This is a genomic window from Bordetella genomosp. 6, assembly GCF_002119705.1.
Classification (GTDB): Bacteria; Pseudomonadota; Gammaproteobacteria; order Burkholderiales; family Burkholderiaceae_B; genus Bordetella; species Bordetella bronchiseptica_F.
In genome coordinates this window covers 912,039-928,558 of sequence record NZ_CP021107.1, presented here as the reverse complement: position 1 = coordinate 928,558, position 16,520 = coordinate 912,039, and the positions used below count along the sequence as shown (strand labels likewise).

The following is a 16,520-nucleotide window of genomic DNA, read 5'->3' as shown; positions in this document are numbered from 1 at the left end:
CATGACCACCGATATCCGCCCCCTGCTGGTTGAACTGTTTACCGAAGAACTGCCGCCCAAGGCCTTGCAGAAACTGGGCCAGGCGTTCGCCGAAGGCGTGCGCGCCACCCTGGCGCGCCACCATCTGCTGGCCGACGGCTGCGCGGTCGAGCCTTTCGCCACGCCGCGCCGGCTGGCTGTGCGCCTGTCGGCCGTGCTGGCCCAGGCCCCCGACCAGGCCTACGTCGAGAAACTGATGCCGGTGAAGGTCGGCCTGGACGCCAGCGGCCAGCCCACCGCCGCGCTGGCCAAGAAACTGGCCGCCAAGGGCCTGGAAGGCCTGGACCCGGCCACGCTGGAACGCGAGTCCGATGGCAAGCAGGAATACCTGGTGGCGCGCGGCACCGCCGCCGGCGCGCAACTGGCGGCCGGGCTGCAGGAGGGGCTGGACGCCGCCATCGACGGCCTGCCCATTCCCAAGGTCATGCGCTACCAGCTGGCCGACGGCCAGACCACCGTCAAGTTCGTGCGCCCGGCGCACGGCCTGGTGGCCCTGTTCGGCGCCGACATCGTGCCGGTCGCGGCGCTGGGCCTGCAGGCAGGCCGCGCCACGCAGGGGCACCGTTTCCAGAGCAACGGCGCCATCGAGCTGGCCACGTCGCAAGACTACGAGGCCGACCTGGCCGAGCGCGGCCGCGTCATCGCCTCGTTCGAGGCGCGCCGCGCCGAGATCTCGCGCCTGCTCGGCGAGCACGCGCAACGGCTGGGCGCCACGCTGGGCGACGACCCCGAAGTCACGGCCTTGCTGGACGAAGTCACCGCCCTGGTCGAACATCCCACCGTCTACGTCGGGCAGTTCGAGGAACAGTTCCTGCAAGTGCCGCAGGAGTGCCTGATCCTGACCATGCGGCTGAACCAGAAGTACTTCCCGCTGTTCGACCCGGCCAGCGGCAAGCTGACGCACCGCTTCCTGATCGTCAGCAACATGCAGGTGGCCGACCCGACCAATATCGTCGAAGGCAACCAGCGCGTGGTGCGTCCGCGCCTGGCCGACGCCCAGTTCTTCTTCGAAACCGACCGCAAGACCCCGCTGGCCGCGCGCGTCGAGCAGCTGGGCAGCATCGTCTACCACAACAAGCTGGGCACCCAGCTCGAACGCGTCGAGCGCGTGCGCGCCATCGCGCGCGGCATCGCCATGGCGCTGGGCGGCGACGTCGCCCATTGCGACCGCGCCGCGCTGCTGGCCAAGGCCGACCTCGGCTCGAACATGGTGGGCGAGTTCCCCGAGCTGCAGGGCATCATGGGCGCCTACTACGCCCAGGGCGACGGCGAGCCCGCCGACGTGGTCACCGCCTTGCGCACGCAATACCGCAACCGCTACGACGCGCCGGTCGACGCCGCCACGCTGACCGCGGCCACGCTGTTCATCGCCGAGCGCATCGAAACCCTGGTCGGCATCTGGAGCATCGGCCTGGCGCCCACCGGCGAGCGCGACCCGTTCGGCCTGCGCCGCGCCGCGCTGGGCCTGATCAGCGCCTTCGAGCAGCTGGCCGCCGGCGGCTGGCTGAAAGTCAGCGAAGACGGCCCGCTGTCGCTGGACGGCCTGCTGGCGCTGGCCGCGCAGGCCTTCCCGGACGGCAGGATCGGCGCCGCCACCCTGGCCGAGGTGCGCGCCTTCATCTACGAACGCTACCGCAACCAGCTGATCGGCGAGCACGACCGCAATGCGGTCGAGGCCGTCATCGCGCTGGCGCCGCCGCTGCACCAGGTGGCCGGGCGCGTACGCGCGGTGGCCGCCTTCGCGCAGCTGCCGGCGGCGGCCAGCCTGGCCGCCGCCAACAAGCGCATCGGCAATCTGCTCAAGAAGGCCGAAGGCGAAATCGGCGCGGTGGACGCCGCCCTGCTGCAGGACCCGGCCGAGAAGGCGCTGGCCGACGCCGTGGCGCAACTGCGCCCGCAGGCCCAGGCCCAGCTTCAGGCGGGCGATTTCGCCGGCAGCCTGGCCACGCTGGCGCAAGCGCGCGAGCCGGTGGACGCCTTCTTCGCCGATGTCATGGTGATGGCCGACGACGCGGCGCTGCGCGCCAACCGCCTGGCGCTGCTGGGCCAACTGCACGGCCTCATGAACCAGGTGGCCGACATTTCCAGGCTGGCCCAGTGAAACTGATCATTCTCGACCGTGACGGCGTGGTCAACCAGGACAGCGACGCCTTCGTCAAATCGCCGGACGAATGGATCGCCCTGCCGGGCAGCCTGCAGGCCATCGCGCGCCTGACGCAGGCCGACTGGACGGTGGTGCTGGCCACCAACCAGTCCGGGCTGGCCCGCGGGCTGTTCGACACGGCCACGCTCAACGCCATCCACGACAAGATGCACCGCGCGCTGGCGCAGATGGGCGGTGTCGTCGACGCCATTTTCATGTGCCCCCACGGGCCGGAAGACGGCTGCGCGTGCCGCAAGCCGCTGCCGGGCATGTATCGCGACATCGCGCGCCGCTACGACATCGACCTGGCCGGCGTGCCGGCGGTGGGCGACTCGCTGCGCGACCTGCAGGCGGCCGCGCAGGCGGGTTGCGCGCCGTGGCTGGTGCAGACCGGCAACGGCCGCAAGACCCTGGCGCAGGGCGGCCTGCCCGAAGGTACGCGCGTGTGCGAGGACCTGGCCGCGATGGTCGAACAACTGCTGCAGGAGGCCTGACCCATGGCCTGGCTGCGTTCGGCGTTGTATGCCCTGTTCCTGATCGTTACCGTCATTCCCTACGCGTTCGCCTGCATCCTGTGGGCGCCGCTGCCGCTGCACTGGCGCTATCGCCTGACCGTGGGCTGGCCGCGCCTGGCCATCTGGGGCGCGCGCGTGATCTGCGGCATCCGCTGGCGCATCAAGGGCGCCGAGAACCTGCCCGACGGTCCCGCCATTCTGCTCTCCAAGCACCAGTCCGCCTGGGAGACCCTGTTCTTCCCGGCCCACATGCCGCGCGAAGTGTGCTTCGTCTACAAGAAGGAACTGCACATGGTGCCGTTCTTCGGCTGGGGCCTGGCGCTGCTGCGCATGATCCCGATCGACCGCGCCAAAGGCCGCGACGCCTTCGAGCAGGTCGTGCGCCAGGGCCAGGTGCGGCTGGACGAGGGCCGCTGGCCGCTGCTGTTTCCCGAGGGTACGCGCGTGCCGCCCGGCAAGACCGGCCGCTTCAAGATGGGCGGGGCCCTGCTGGCCTCGCGTACCGGCGCGCGCATCATCCCGATCGCGCACAACGCCGGCGAATGCTGGCGCCGCAATGCCTTCGTCAAGCGCCCCGGCCTGATTACCGTCTCTATCGGCCCCGCGATAGAATCGCAGGACATCGCCCCCGAAGCCCTCAACGCCAAGGTGCAGGCCTGGATCGAAGGCGAGATGCGTGTTCTCAATCCCGAAAGGTATGGCCAAGCCTGATCAGCTGGAACTGCTGTTCGACGCCGCGCCGCCGGCGGATCCGGCCAGCGCGGCGCCGCCGGACGCGCCGCCGCGCAAGTCGCCCAGGGCCCGGCCGGCCCCCCCCGCGCCCGCCGCCATCGCCACCCCGTGCCCCGACCCGCTGCCGCCCGGCGCGCGCTGGCGCGAAGTCCATACCGAACAGCAGCCCATCGGCTTCGTGCTGCTGCGCTCGCGCCGCCGCAGCATCGGCTTCGTGGTGGCCGATGACGGGCTGCGCGTCACCGCGCCCAACTGGGTCACGCTGGGGCAGATCGATGATGCCGTGCGCGAGAAGGCGCGCTGGATCCTCGCCAAGCTGCGCGACTGGCACGCCCGCAAGGAGCAGCTGGCCATGGCGCACACGCGCTGGCAGGCCGGCGGCGAACTGCCCTACCTGGGCAAGCGCATCGTTCTCGGCCTGGGCGCCGAGCACCGCCAGGCCAGCATGTCGGGCGATGCCGACGCGCCCTGCGACGGCGACACCCTGTGGCTGGCGCTGCCCGTCGATGCCGACCAGGCGCGCATCCGCGATGCCGCCCAGGCATGGCTGCAGCAGCGCGCCGGCGCCTGGTTCGGCGCCCGCCTGGCGCACTTCCTGCAGCTCACCGGCCTGCGCATCCGGCGCTGGCGGCTGTCCTCGGCCGCCACCCGCTGGGGTTCGTGCACCAGCGACGGCAACATCATGCTCAACTGGCGCCTGATCCACTTCGCGCCGGCCATCATCGATTACGTCATCGCCCATGAGCTGGCCCATCTGCGCGAGATGAACCACAGCCAGGACTTCTGGACCGAAGTCGGCCAGATTCTGCCCGGCTTCGAAGACGCCAAGAACGTGCTGCGGCGCCACGATCCGGCCACCCTGCCGCAATTCTGAGCCCACCCCGGCTTGCGCGGCCGATTTGCTACGATGACGCCCTGGACGTTTTACCCATGAGGAGTTCATCATGCGCCTGTTGCATACCATGCTGCGCGTCGGCAACCTGGATAAATCCATCGATTTCTATACCAGCGTGCTGGGCATGCGCGAACTGCGCCGCAAAGACTACCCGGATGGCCGCTTCACCCTGGCCTTTGTCGGCTACCAGGACGAAAGCGAAGCCGCCGCCATCGAACTGACCCACAACTGGGACACCGAGAAATACGACCTGGGCACCGGCTACGGCCACATCGCCATCGAAGTCGACAATGCCTACGAAGCCTGTGACAGGGTCAAGGCAAAAGGCGGCAAGGTCACCCGCGAAGCCGGCCCCATGAAGCACGGCACCACGGTCATCGCCTTCGTCGAGGATCCGGACGGCTACAAGATCGAATTCATCCAGAAAAAGGGTCGCAACGACTGAAGCCCCGCCATGATCCACGCCATACTCAAAATGGGCGACCCGCGCCTGCTGCGCGTGGCCGCACCGGTCGAGCGCTTCGACACGCCCGAACTGCGCGCGCTGATCGACGACATGTTCGAGACCATGGCCCACGCCCAGGGCGTGGGCCTGGCGGCGCCGCAGATCGGCGTGGATCTGCAGCTGGTGATCTTCGGGTTCGAGCGCAACGACCGCTACCCGGACGCGCCGGCCGTGCCGCGCACCATCCTGTGCAACCCGGTCATCGAACCGCTGTCGGACGAGATGGAAGACGGCTGGGAAGGCTGCCTGTCGGTACCCGGCCTGCGCGGACTGGTGCCGCGCTACCGCCATATCCGCTACAGCGGCTACGACCCCGTCGGCCAGCGCATCGAGCGCGAAGCCGAAGGCTTCCACGCCCGGGTGGTGCAGCACGAATGCGACCACCTCATCGGCCGGCTCTACCCCACCCGTATCCGCGACCTGACCAGGTTCGGCTACACCGAGGTGCTGTTTCCGCAGATGGACCCGAACGCCGACTGATCCATCCGCGGCGAGATGTGCCTGTCCCCGCTGGGACAGGCACACGCGCTCGGGGGCTTGCGCCCGCTACCGCCCGCGCCCGGTCAATTCCTCGGGCGCGAAATCATCCACCGCCAGCACGCCGGCCACCGCCGCCTCGGCGGCCTCGATCTCGGCCGCCTGCTCGGGCGTCAGCGCGCCGCCGCGCAGCGCGTCGCGCCAATCCGGCACGCCTTCGCGCCGCAGGCGGTCCAGCAGGGGCTGCACGGCCGTCGCCAGGGCAAAGGCGCGCTCCAGGCGGCCCAGCGGATCGTCGCCATCGCGCTGCAGGTCGGCCGCCAGCCGGTCGTGCGTGCGCGACGGCGACAGCAGCAGGCTGGCGCATTCGCGCGTCAGCGCATCCGAGGGGCCGCGCGCCAGCCGCACGGGCAGGATCAGCGCGCGCACCAGCCACGCCAAGGGCCGGTTGGGCAAGTTGGACAGGACCTGGTCGATGCGGGTCTCGATGCGATGGCGGCCATCCTCCATGCACCAGCTCACCAGGGGCAGGTCGCCGTGGCAGCGCCCCTCGTCCTCCCAGCGCTTGAGCACCGCCGACAGCAGATACAGCTCGGACAGGATGTCGCCCAGTCGCGCCGAAATCATCTCGCGGCGCTTGAGCGCCCCGCCCAGCGCACCCAGCGCCACGTCGGCCAGCAGCGCGAACGCCGACGCGTAGCGGCTGAGCTGGCGGTAATGGGCCGCCGTGGGTCCGCTGACCGGCGCGCGCGCCAGCAGCCCGCCGGTCCAGGCCCGGCCCCAGGCCCGCAATGTGTTGGCGCCGGCGTGGCCCAGATGCTTCCAGAACAGGCTGTGGAAGGCCTCCAGGCCGCGCTGGGTATCCTGGTCGCCCAGCGCCAGCACCTCGCCCATCAGGTACGGGTGGGCGCGGATCGCCCCCTGGCCGAATACGATCAGGCAGCGCGTCAGGATATTGGCACCCTCGACCGTGATGGCGATGGGCACCGCGCGATACAGATTGCCGAGATAGTTGGACGGGCCGTCGATCACCGCCTTGCCGGCGTGCACGTCCATCGCGTCGTCGACCGACTCGCGCATGCGTTCGGTGGCGTGGTACTTCATGATGGCGGAAATCACCGCCGGCTTGTGCCCCTGGTTCAGCGCCGCGCAGGTCAGGCGGCGCGCGGCCTCGACCAGATAGGCATTGCCCGCCAGCCGCGCCAGCTTCTCCTGCACGCCTTCGAACTGGCCGACCGGGATGCCGAACTGGCGGCGGACCCGCGCGTACATGCCGGTGGCGCGCGCGCTGACCACGGCCGCCGCGGCCGACAGCGACGGCAGCGAGATCCCGCGGCCGGCGGCCAGCGCGCTCATCAGCATCTGCCAGCCCTGGCCGGCGCGCGCCGGCCCGCCGATCAGCGCCTCGATCGGCACGAAGACATCACGGCCGCGGTTGGGGCCGTTCTGGAATACCTGCATGGCCGGCAGATGGCGCCGGCCGATTTCCACGCCGGGCGCCTCGGTGGGCACCAGCGCCACCGAAATGCCGATGTCGGCCGGACCGCCCAGCAGGCCCTCGGGATCGGACAGCTTGAACGCCAGGCCCAGCACCGTGGCCACCGGCCCCAGCGTGATGTAGCGCTTGTGCCAGTTCAGGCGTATGCCCAGCATCTCGCGCCCGTCCACCATCTGGCGGCACACTACGCCGGTGTCGGTCATGGAGGCCGCGTCCGAGCCGGCCTCGGGGCTGGTCAGGCCGAAGCACGGCACCTCGGTGCCGTCGGCCAGGCGCGGCAGCCAGAATTCGCGCTGCTCGGGGGTGCCGAACTGCAGCAGCAGCTCGCCCGGCCCGAGTGAGTTCGGCACCATCACGGTCACCCCCGCCGTGATCGAATAGGCCGAAATGCGCCGCACCACCTCCGAATGCGCATACGGAGAAAAGCCCAGGCCGCCGTATTGCTCGGGAATGATCATCCCGAAAAAACGCTGCGTCTTCATGAACTGCCAGACCGGCTCGGGCAGGTCGCGGCGCGACCAGGTGATGTCCCATTCGTCCAGCATGGCGCACAGCTGCGCCACCGGGCCATCGATGAAGCGCTGCTCGGCGGCGGTCAGCTCGGCCGGCGGCACATCCAGCAGCTTGCGCCAATCGGGGTTGCCGGTAAACAGGTCGGCGTCCCACCAGACGTCGCCGGCCTCGATGGCCTCGCGCTCGGTGTCCGACATGCCGGGCATGGCCTTGCGCGCCCAGCGAAATGCGGGTTCGGTGATACGCCTGCGGCGCCAAGCGTTGAAATCCATGCGCGGTTCCTTTTCGTATCGATGCCTCTGCGATCCAAGTTACCAGAATTGACCGGGTGCGGCCAATGCCGCGCCAGTCTGCGACAATGAGCGGCGCCGCGCCGCGGCGCCCTGCCCTGTCCGCCTCACCGCGCACCCGCTCATGCTGAACAAGCTCTGGCTCGCCTTCTTCCTGACCGCCGCCGCCGCGGCCCTGTACCGCTGGCTGGGGCTGGGCGAACCCGACGTCTTCCAGGCCATGGTGGTCTCGCTGTTCGACATGGCGCGCGTGTCGGTGGAAGTGATGGTGCTGCTGTTCGGCACGCTCACCCTGTGGCTGGGCTTTCTGCGCATCGCCGAAGCCGCCGGCCTGGTCGAGCGGCTGGCCAGCCTGCTGGGGCCGCTGTTCGCGCGCCTGATGCCCGACGTCCCGCGCGGGCATCCCGCCATCGGGCTCATCACGCTGAACTTCGCCGCCAACGGCCTGGGGCTGGACAATGCCGCCACGCCGATCGGGCTGCGCGCCATGCGCGAACTGCAGTCGCTCAATCCCAGCCCCGAGACGGCCAGCAACGCGCAGATCCTGTTCCTGGTGCTCAACGCATCGTCGCTCACCCTGCTGCCGGTCACGCTGTTCATGTTCCGCGCCCAGCAGGGCGCGGCCGATCCGACGCTGATCTTCCTGCCCATCCTGCTGGCCACCAGCGCCTCGACGCTGGCAGGCCTGCTGGCCGTCGCGTTCTGCCAGCGCCTGCGCCTGTACGACCCGGTGGTGCTGGCGTGGCTGGGCAGCGCGGCGCTGGCCTTGGGGGCGTTCATGGCGATGCTGGCCGGCATGTCGGCCGCCGCGATCGCCGCCCTGTCCTCGCTGCTGGGCAACCTGACGCTGTTCGGGGTGCTGCTGGCGTTCCTGGTGGCGGGCGCCTGGAAGAAGGTGCCCGTCTACGAGACCTTCATCGCCGGCGCCAAGGACGGCTTCAACATCGCGCGCGACCTGCTGCCCTACCTGGTGGCCATGCTGTGCGCGATCGGCGTGCTGCGCGCCTCGGGCGCGCTGGATTTCGCGCTCGACGGCATGCGCTGGCTGGCGCATGCCGCCGGCTGGGACACGCGCTTCGTCGACGCGCTGCCCACCGCCCTGGTCAAGCCGTTCTCGGGCAGCGCGGCGCGCGCCATGATGCTCGAAACCATGGGCCACTTCGGCGTGGACAGCTTTCCGGCGCTGCTGGCGGCGGTCATGCAGGGCAGCACCGAAACCACCTTCTACGTGCTGGCCGTGTACTTCGGCTCGGTGGGCATCGTACGGGCGCGCCACGCCGTGGGCTGCGCGCTGGCCGCCGACCTGGCCGGCGTGCTGGCCTCGATCGGCGTGTGCTACTGGTTCTTCGGCTAGGGTTTATTCCACCTTCAGGATCTTCAGGCCGTTGGTGCCGCCGCTGTCGCGGTAGAAATCGCCCTTGGTCAGGATGACCCAGTCGCCCGCCTCGACGCGGCCGCGCTTTTTCAGCTCGTCGATGGCCGCGTTGCTCAGGTCGGCAGGATCGTATTCGGCCGGCGCGAAAGGCACCGTGTAGACGCCGCGAAACAGCGCCGCGCGCCGCTGCGTGGGGCCATGCGGGCTGTAGCAGTAGATCGGCACGCCCGAGCGGATGCGCGACATGATCAGCGGCGTGTGCCCGCTTTCGGTCAGCGCGATGATGGCCTTCACGCCCGGGAAATGATTGGCCGCGTACATGGCCGCCAGCGCGATGGTCTCGTCGCAGCGCGTGAACGTCTCGCCCAGGCGGTGATGCGAATGCGTGGTGGTGGGGTGCTTCTCCGCCCCCAGGCAGACCCGCGCCATCGCCGCCACCGCCTCGATCGGATACTGGCCCGAGGCGCTCTCGGCCGACAGCATGACGGCATCCGTGTAGTCGAGCACCGCGTTGGCCACGTCCGACACCTCGGCGCGCGTGGGCATGGGGCTGGCCACCATGGACTCCATCATCTGGGTGGCCGTGATGACCACCTTGTTCAGCGTCCGCGCGTGCTGGATGATGCGCTTCTGGATGCCGACCAGCTCGGCGTCGCCCACTTCCACGCCCAGGTCGCCGCGCGCCACCATCACGCCGTCGCTGGCGCGGATCAGCGCGTCCAGCGCGTCGTCGTCGGCCACCGCCTCGGCGCGCTCGATCTTGGCGATGATCCAGGCCTGGCTGCCGGCCGCGCGCAGCAGCGCGCGGGCCTCATCGATGTCGGAGCCATAGCGCGGAAACGACACGGCCACGTAGTCCAGCTCCATCTCGGCGGCCAGCTTGATGTCGGCGCGGTCCTTGTCGGTGAGGCTGGGCGCCGAAAGCCCGCCGCCGCGCCGGTTGATGCCCTTGTTGTTCGACAGCGGCCCGCCCACCGTCACGGTGGTGTGGACCTCGTCGGCGCCCACGCTGTCGACCACCAGCACCACGCGGCCATCGTCGAGCAGCAGCTCGTCGCCGGGGCGACAGTCCTGCACCAGCTCGGGATAATCGATACCGACGATGGTTTCGTCGCCAGCCTCCTTGGCGTGCGAACGCGACAGCGTGAAAGGCTGGCCGGCCCGCAGGCTGACCTGCTGGGCGGTGAAGCGGGCGATACGGATCTTCGGCCCCTGCAGGTCGCCCATGAGGGCCACGAAGCGCCCTTGCTTGGCCGCCAGCTCGCGCACCAGCCGCACGCGCTCGCGATGGTCTTGCGCGCTGCCGTGCGAGAAATTCAGGCGGGCGACGTCCATGCCGGCGCGTATCAGTCCGTCGAGCCGCTCGGGCGTGGACGTGGCGGGCCCCAGGGTGGCAACGATTTTGGTGCGGCGCAGTACGGGCATGTGGGCTCTCTCCGGGGAAAACACGACAAGCCTGTATGGTACGACGCCCCCGGGGCGCGCGGGTATCATAGGCGCTCGCCATGCCGCGCCAGGAGCCGCACCACCGTGAAGATCGTCATCGCGCCCGACTCATTCAAAGAAAGCCTGTCGGCTCCCGCCGCCGCCGCCGCCATCGCGCGCGGCGTCAGGCAGGCCTGCCCGGGCGCCCATACCCTGTGCATCCCGATGGCCGACGGCGGCGAAGGCACGGTCCAGGCCGTGCTGGCCGCCACCGGCGGCCAATGGCGCGAGACAACCGTGCGCGGCGCGCTGGGCGAACCGGTGCAAGCCCGCTGGGGCTGGCTGCCCGATGACGCCACCGCGGTCATCGAAATGGCTGCCGCGGCCGGCCTGGAACTTGCCGCGCCGGCGCAGCGCGATCCCTTGCGCGCCTGCAGCCATGGCGTGGGCGAACTGATCCGCGCCGCGCTCGATGCCGGCGCGCGCCGCCTGATCGTGGGCCTGGGCGGATCGGCCACCAACGACGGCGGCGCGGGCATGCTGGCGGCCCTGGGCGTGCGCTGGCTGGATGCGGACGGCCGTGAACTGCCGCCAGGCGGCGCGGCGCTGGCCGGGTTGCGGCAGGTGGACGCCAGCGGCCTGGATCCGCGCCTGCGCGACGTCGTGGTCGAGATTGCCTCCGACGTCGACAATCCGCTGTGCGGGCCGCACGGCGCCTCGCACACCTTCGGCCCGCAGAAGGGCGCCAGCCCGCAACAGGTGCGGCAACTGGACGCCGCCCTGGCGCACATGGCCGACATCGTGACGCGCGCCGGGCATCCCGACCGGCGCACGGCGCCGGGCGCCGGCGCCGCCGGCGGCCTGGGCTATGCGGCGCTCGCCTTCCTGTCGGCGCGGCTGCGCCCAGGCGTGGAGATCGTCGCCGAACTGGGCCAATTGGCGCAGGCGGTGGCCGGCGCCACGCTGGTGTTCACCGGCGAAGGCCGCATCGACGCGCAGACGCTGCGCGGCAAGACCCCGGCCGGCGTGGCCCGCATCGCCAGCGCCGCCGGCGTGCCGGTGGTGGCGCTGGCGGGCTCGCTGGGCGCGGGATACCAGGATCTGCATGCGGGCGGCATCACGGCCGCCTTCAGCCTGACGCCTGGCCCCATCACGCTGGAACAGGCCTGCGAGCAGGCCGAAACGCTGCTGGCCGAGCGGGCCCGCGACATCATGCAGCTGTGGGTCGCGGCAGGACGCCGCATGCTCTAGGGCCGGCCTGCGCCAGCGCGGCGCGCGCCGTTCAGGCGCGGGCCAGTCCTGGCGCCGCAGCCGCCAGCAAGGCGTCGGCCAGGCCGATGAATTGCGCCACGCCCACTTCCTCGGCGCGCGCGGTCGGCGCAATGCCCAGTTCTTCCCAGGGGGTCAGGGCCGCCCAGTCGCCCAGCACGCGGCGCAGCATCTTGCGCCGCTGCGAAAAAGCCCGCGCCACCACCGCCTCGAACGCCGCCTCGCTGGCCGGACGCAGCCGGTCGGCCGGCAGCGGCGCCATGCGCACCACCGCCGACACCACGCGCGGCGGCGGATCGAACGCCTCGGGCGGAACGTCGAACAGCTTCTCCATGCGGTAGCGCGCCTGCAGCATGACCGACAAGCGGCTGTAGTCGCCGCTGCCGGGCTCGGCCACCATGCGGTCGATGACCTCGCGCTGCAGCATGAAGTGCTGGTCGCGCACATGCTCGACGGCGCCCATCAGGTGAAACAGCAGCGGGCTGGAAATGTTGTACGGCAAGTTGCCCACCACCCGCAGCCCCTGGCCGAACTGCGCGAAATCGACCGTCAAGGCATCGGCCTCGACCACGGTCAGCCGTTCGGCGGGGTACTGGCGGCGCAGGCGCGCGGCCAGGTCGCGGTCGATCTCGACCGCGGTCAGGCGGTCGATGCGATCGAGCAAGGGACGGGTCAACGCCGACAGGCCCGGACCGATCTCGACCACGCGGTCGTCCCGCGCGGGCCCGATGGCCCGCACGATCGACTCGACCACGCTCTCGTCGGTCAGGAAATGCTGGCCGAAGCGCTTGCGCGCCTGGTGTGCTGACATGAAATGGACCGGTCCTGTCGATGCTAACGGTTGTTCTGTTCCAGCCGCTCTTGCTTCTCGAGGCGGTTGTCGATGAACGCCTGCGAACGCAATTGCTCGAGCCAGTCCTCGAAGGCCGGCACGGCGCGGCGCTCGAACAGCAACTGGCGGGCGCGCATGCGCTGCACTTCGTCGGACACGTCGTGCTCGCGGCGCTCCAGCACCTGGATCAGGTGCCAGCCGAACGGCGACAGCACGGGCGGGCTGATTTCGTTGGGCTGCAGCGCATTCATGGCGGCCTCGAACGGCGGCACCGTGTCGCCCGGGTTCACCCAGCCCAGGTCGCCGCCCTGCGGCGCGGTCGAGTCCTGCGAGTACTGGCGGGCCATGTCCTCGAATTTCACCGCGCCGCCCAGCAGGCGCTCGCGGATCTGCTCCAGGCGCTGGCGCGCCTGATCGTCGGTCATGACGGTGGAAGTCTTGATCAGGATGTGCCGCGCGTGCGTCTGCGTCACGCGCACCGGCCCTTGCGGCGCGGCCACCGACGGCCCTTCCTGGAACGAGGACGGTTGCTGCGGCGCCGGCGCGGGCGCCGGCCGGGCGGCTTGCGCGGGCTGGCCGCCGCCGGCGCGGTCGACCACCTTCAGGATATGGAAACCGTTGCCGCTTTGCACCAGCGCCGACACCTGGCCGGCGGCCAGCGAGCCGGCCGCCTTGACGAACAGGTCCGGCCAGCCGTCCAGCGGACGCGCGCCCATCATGCCGCCCTGCAGCGCTTCGGGGCCATCGGAATTGGCGGCGGCCAGGCTGGCGAAGTCATCGCCCTTCTTGGCGCGTGCAAGCAGGCCCTCGGCCTTCTTGCGCAAGGCCGCGACCTGGTCGGGCGACGAACCCTCCGGCACCCGCACGAGAATCTGCGCCAGCACCAGCACCGCCGGCCCGGACTGCGCCTGCTGCCGCGGCTGGGGTTGCGGTTGCTGCGGCGCCGGCGCGCGCGTGGCCTGGGCGGCGGCCGGGTTGCGCTCCTGGTCTTTCAGGAAGGCATCCACTTCGGCGTCGGAAATGATGATGTTGGCGTCGACCGCGCGCTGGCGCAGGCGGTCCATGCGGATGTCGTCGCGCAGGGACTTGCGGTACTGCTCCCAGGTCAGGCCGCTTTTCTCGATTTCGGCGCGCATCGCGGCGGGCGTGATCTTGTTGCGCGAGGCAATCATGTTGATCGCCTGGTCGACCTGCGCCTCGTCGACGCGGATACCCATGCGATCGGCTTCCTGGCGCTCCAGGCGCTCCATGATCAGGCGCTGCAGCACCTGCTTCTGCAGGGTGCGCTCGTCGGGCACCTGGATCCCGCGTTTCTGCAGGTCGGCCGAGGCCAGCTTGGACGCCTCGCGCACTTCGCGCAGGGTAATGACGTCCTTGTTGACGATGGCGGCGATACCGTCGACGAACTGCTCGCTCGGCGCAGGCGCGGCCGGTTTCTGGGTGCTTTTCGGCGCCGGCCTGGCCGGCTGCTGGGCCTGCGCGGCCGACAGGGGCAGGCCCGCCGCCAGCGTCACCGCCAGTACCGTGCCGGACATGCGGCGCAGGGAATGCAAGCTACGCATCATTCATACCTTTCAAAAGTCGTGCCCGTAGGCGTCGGTGGAACCACCGATTGGTAGCCCGGGATGCTCCGGTTGAGCAGGCTGATCGGATCGGTGCCCAGGGCACCCAGCCCGGTCAGCTCAAGCTGGAAGAACAGCGCCGTGTTGGTGTCGGCGGCCGACACCGCGTAGCGCTGGTAGACCACGCGGCCCACCCAGCAACAGTCGCCCTTGTACTCCAGCCCGGCGATGGCCTGCGTCACGCGCGGCGACTGCTCGGCCGCCGCCGCCGTGGCGGGCTCGGAGCGCAACGAGTAATCGACCCGGCCCACGCCATACCAGCGGCGATGGATCGGCCATTGCACCGCCAGGCTGACCTGGTTCTGGCCTTGCGGCTGGTACGAAATGCCCGGCAGCGGGTCACGCTGGTAGCGGTAGGCCAGCGCCACCGTGGTCAGGCGCTGCGGCGACCAGCGCGCGCTGACCATGCCGCGCGACCATTTGTTGTCGTACGGGTTGTACTGCGCCGCCATATCGGTGGTCAGCGTATCGGTAAGCGCCGCGCTGGCGCCCACCAGGAAGTCCGAACGCACATTCTTGCGCGGCTGTTCCGCCGGCAGGGTGACTTCCTGGTCCTGGAAATAGATGCGCTGCGCGGCCGACAGCGACAGGCGCTCGAAACCGGTGTTGGCGTCCAGCCAGCGCGTGGTCAGCGCCGCCGTGAGCTGGTTGGCGTTGGCGATGCGGTCCCAGCCGCCGGTATAGATGTTCTCCTGGAACGCCTGGTCGAAGCTGAAATCGGCCAGCGTCGTGTCGTAGACCGGCAGCGCCGACTGGTCGCGATACGGCACGCGCAGATAGTACAGGCGCGGCTCGAGCGTCTGCGTGGCGGCCTTGCCGAACAGCGAGGCGTCGCGCTCGAATATCATGCCCGCGTCCAGCGACATGATGGGCACGGTGCGCGATTCGGTGCGCTTGTAGTTCGACAGGCCGATGCGGTTCCAGTCGCGGTTGTACCAGTCGGTCCGGTACTGGGTATAGTGCACGCCCACCTTGGGCACCAGGAACCAGCCCGGCCGCACGATGGGATACGACACCGTGGGGTACGTCTGCAGGCGGTCGCCATCGGGGCCCAGGCGGCGGCCGTTGAGCAAGGGGCGCTGGAACCGCACGGCCGTGCTCACCCACTCCGCGTCGAAGCCGCCCCAATCGTAGCGCGCCCCCTTGAGCCACAGCTCGGGCACCTTGTCGTAGGGCGGCGCCAGCGGCGCGTCCGGATCTTGAAGCGTCTGGTACTTGTAGACCTGGGCGTAGGTCTGCCAGTAGGTGCTGGACCAGCCCACCCGGCCGCGTCGCGGCAGATAGGTGGTGGACGCCGTATTCAGCCCCAGTTCGGAGATGTCGCGGAAGTAATTGTCGTCCGACGCCCCGGCGATATCCCAATCGGTGTAGAAACCGTTGCCCAGGATCTGCCGGTGGTACGTGCGGTACATCCAGCGGTCGCGGCCGGTCTCGTTGTCGTCGGGCAGGTAGGTGCCGATCGCCACGCCCCGATAGCCCGAGCCCAGGTAGCGGAACTCGCCGCCCAGCTGCGCGCCGCGCTTGCTCAGGTAGCGCGGCACCAGCGTCAGGTCATAGTTGGGCGCCAGGTTGAAGTAGTACGGCAGCGAGATATCGAACCCGCTGTTGCTGGTGGTGCCGTAGGTGGGCATCAGGAAGCCCGATTTGCGCTCCTTCTTGACCGGGAAGGTCAGGTAGGGCGAGGCCAGGATGGGCACGTCCTTGAAATACAGCACCCCGTTGCGCGCCACCCCTTCGTTCTCGTCGAAATCCAGGTCTACCGTATCGGCCTTGATGTACCACGACGGCTTGGGGCAGGGGCAGCCGCTATAGGTGACCTGGCTCAGCCGCATCTGCGACTTGCTGAAAATGTCCGCGTGCTGGGCCTGGGCCGTGCCGCCGCTGGCGCCGATCCAGAAATTGGGCTCCTGGATCTCGCCGCTGTAGGTATCGACGTTCAGGCGCGCCGACGGGCCGGTGATCAGCGTGCCGTCGCGCAGCATCCGCGCACTGCCCTGCACGTCCACGTCGCCGGTGTCGCGCCGGTAGTTGATGCGGTCGCCCTTGATGATGCCGTCCACCCGGCGCACCTGGGCGTTGCCCGTCAGGGTGACCTCGCTATCCGGGTCGCCGCTGATCTGGTCGGCCTCCATGAAGGCCGGAATCTTCTCGTCCGGCAGCCGGTGCACGCGCAACCCGGGCGAGGTGCGCAGCACGGGCGCATCGGCCGCGGTCGAAGAGGCGCTGGCCGCGGCCGAATCCTGATTGCCCTGAGCCTGAACGGCCCCGGCTACGCTGAAAGCTGAAAGGATCAACCACCGGAGCATGCGCACGAGGGAAACAACGCCTTATGAAGGATGCCGTCCGGGCGGGACTGGCCCTGACCGACGGCTGGAATGACCCGGTATTAT

Annotated in this window: 13 protein-coding genes; 8 read left to right on the top strand and 5 right to left on the bottom strand. The window is 69.9% G+C overall.

The window, feature by feature from the left end; genetic code table 11:
- The first annotated feature begins 1 nt into the window (after position 1).
- From glyS to def, 6 genes are all read left to right on the top strand, one after another.
- Positions 2 to 2,140, top strand: a complete 2,139-nt coding sequence (gene glyS / locus CAL11_RS04435; protein WP_086092266.1) for a glycine--tRNA ligase subunit beta — start codon at positions 2 to 4, stop codon at positions 2,138 to 2,140.
- Entirely contained in the window at positions 2,137 to 2,676 is a 540-nt protein-coding gene (gmhB, locus tag CAL11_RS04430; protein ID WP_015064982.1) for a D-glycero-beta-D-manno-heptose 1,7-bisphosphate 7-phosphatase, read from the top strand. The genes glyS and gmhB overlap by 4 nt, the downstream gene beginning before the upstream one ends.
- A 3-nt stretch (positions 2,677 to 2,679) precedes the next feature.
- Positions 2,680 to 3,408 (top strand): lysophospholipid acyltransferase family protein, encoded by a 729-nt coding sequence (locus CAL11_RS04425; RefSeq protein ID WP_015064981.1) that lies wholly within the window; start codon positions 2,680 to 2,682, stop codon positions 3,406 to 3,408.
- Positions 3,395 to 4,303, top strand: coding sequence for a M48 family metallopeptidase (locus tag CAL11_RS04420; RefSeq protein ID WP_086092265.1), 909 nt, complete (start codon positions 3,395 to 3,397; stop codon positions 4,301 to 4,303). The genes CAL11_RS04425 and CAL11_RS04420 overlap by 14 nt, the downstream gene beginning before the upstream one ends.
- A gap of 70 nt (positions 4,304 to 4,373) precedes the next feature.
- Positions 4,374 to 4,769, top strand: coding sequence for a lactoylglutathione lyase (gloA, locus tag CAL11_RS04415; RefSeq protein ID WP_015064979.1), 396 nt, complete (start codon positions 4,374 to 4,376; stop codon positions 4,767 to 4,769).
- Between the two features lie 9 nt (positions 4,770 to 4,778).
- Complete coding sequence (gene def, locus CAL11_RS04410) at positions 4,779 to 5,309, top strand: peptide deformylase (RefSeq protein WP_015064978.1); 531 nt, start codon at positions 4,779 to 4,781, stop codon at positions 5,307 to 5,309.
- A gap of 66 nt (positions 5,310 to 5,375) precedes the next feature.
- Here def and CAL11_RS04405 read toward each other — a convergent pair whose 3' ends face one another.
- A complete protein-coding gene (locus CAL11_RS04405) occupies positions 5,376 to 7,589 on the bottom strand; it encodes an acyl-CoA dehydrogenase (protein WP_080703457.1) in 2,214 nt (737 codons plus the stop codon).
- 142 nt (positions 7,590 to 7,731) lie between these two features.
- Here CAL11_RS04405 and CAL11_RS04400 point away from each other — a divergent pair, with 142 nt between their 5' ends.
- Positions 7,732 to 8,961, top strand: a complete 1,230-nt coding sequence (locus CAL11_RS04400; RefSeq protein WP_033471076.1) for a nucleoside recognition domain-containing protein — start codon at positions 7,732 to 7,734, stop codon at positions 8,959 to 8,961.
- Positions 8,962 to 8,964: 3 nt separating this feature from the next.
- Here the strand turns inward: CAL11_RS04400 and pyk are convergent, their stop codons facing one another.
- Positions 8,965 to 10,407: a pyruvate kinase gene (gene pyk / locus CAL11_RS04395; RefSeq protein ID WP_033467477.1), complete on the bottom strand. Its 1,443-nt coding sequence runs from the start codon at positions 10,405 to 10,407 to the stop codon at positions 8,965 to 8,967.
- 105 nt (positions 10,408 to 10,512) lie between these two features.
- Between pyk and CAL11_RS04390 the strand changes: the two genes are divergently transcribed.
- Positions 10,513 to 11,658, top strand: a complete 1,146-nt coding sequence (locus CAL11_RS04390) for a glycerate kinase (protein ID WP_086092264.1) — start codon at positions 10,513 to 10,515, stop codon at positions 11,656 to 11,658.
- Between the two features lie 31 nt (positions 11,659 to 11,689).
- Here the strand turns inward: CAL11_RS04390 and rsmA are convergent, their stop codons facing one another.
- The 3 genes from rsmA to CAL11_RS04375 are packed head-to-tail and all read right to left on the bottom strand — an operon-like array spanning position 11,690 to position 16,442.
- A complete protein-coding gene (gene rsmA / locus CAL11_RS04385; RefSeq protein ID WP_086092263.1) occupies positions 11,690 to 12,487 on the bottom strand; it encodes a 16S rRNA (adenine(1518)-N(6)/adenine(1519)-N(6))-dimethyltransferase RsmA in 798 nt (265 codons plus the stop codon).
- 23 nt (positions 12,488 to 12,510) lie between these two features.
- The gene (locus CAL11_RS04380) at positions 12,511 to 14,073 is read right to left on the bottom strand and encodes a peptidylprolyl isomerase (protein ID WP_033471070.1); all 1,563 of its coding nucleotides are present in this window, start codon (positions 14,071 to 14,073) and stop codon (positions 12,511 to 12,513) included.
- The gene (locus CAL11_RS04375; RefSeq protein WP_080703456.1) at positions 14,070 to 16,442 is read right to left on the bottom strand and encodes an LPS-assembly protein LptD; all 2,373 of its coding nucleotides are present in this window, start codon (positions 16,440 to 16,442) and stop codon (positions 14,070 to 14,072) included. The genes CAL11_RS04380 and CAL11_RS04375 overlap by 4 nt, the downstream gene beginning before the upstream one ends.
- Between the last annotated feature and the right edge of the window lie 78 nt (positions 16,443 to 16,520).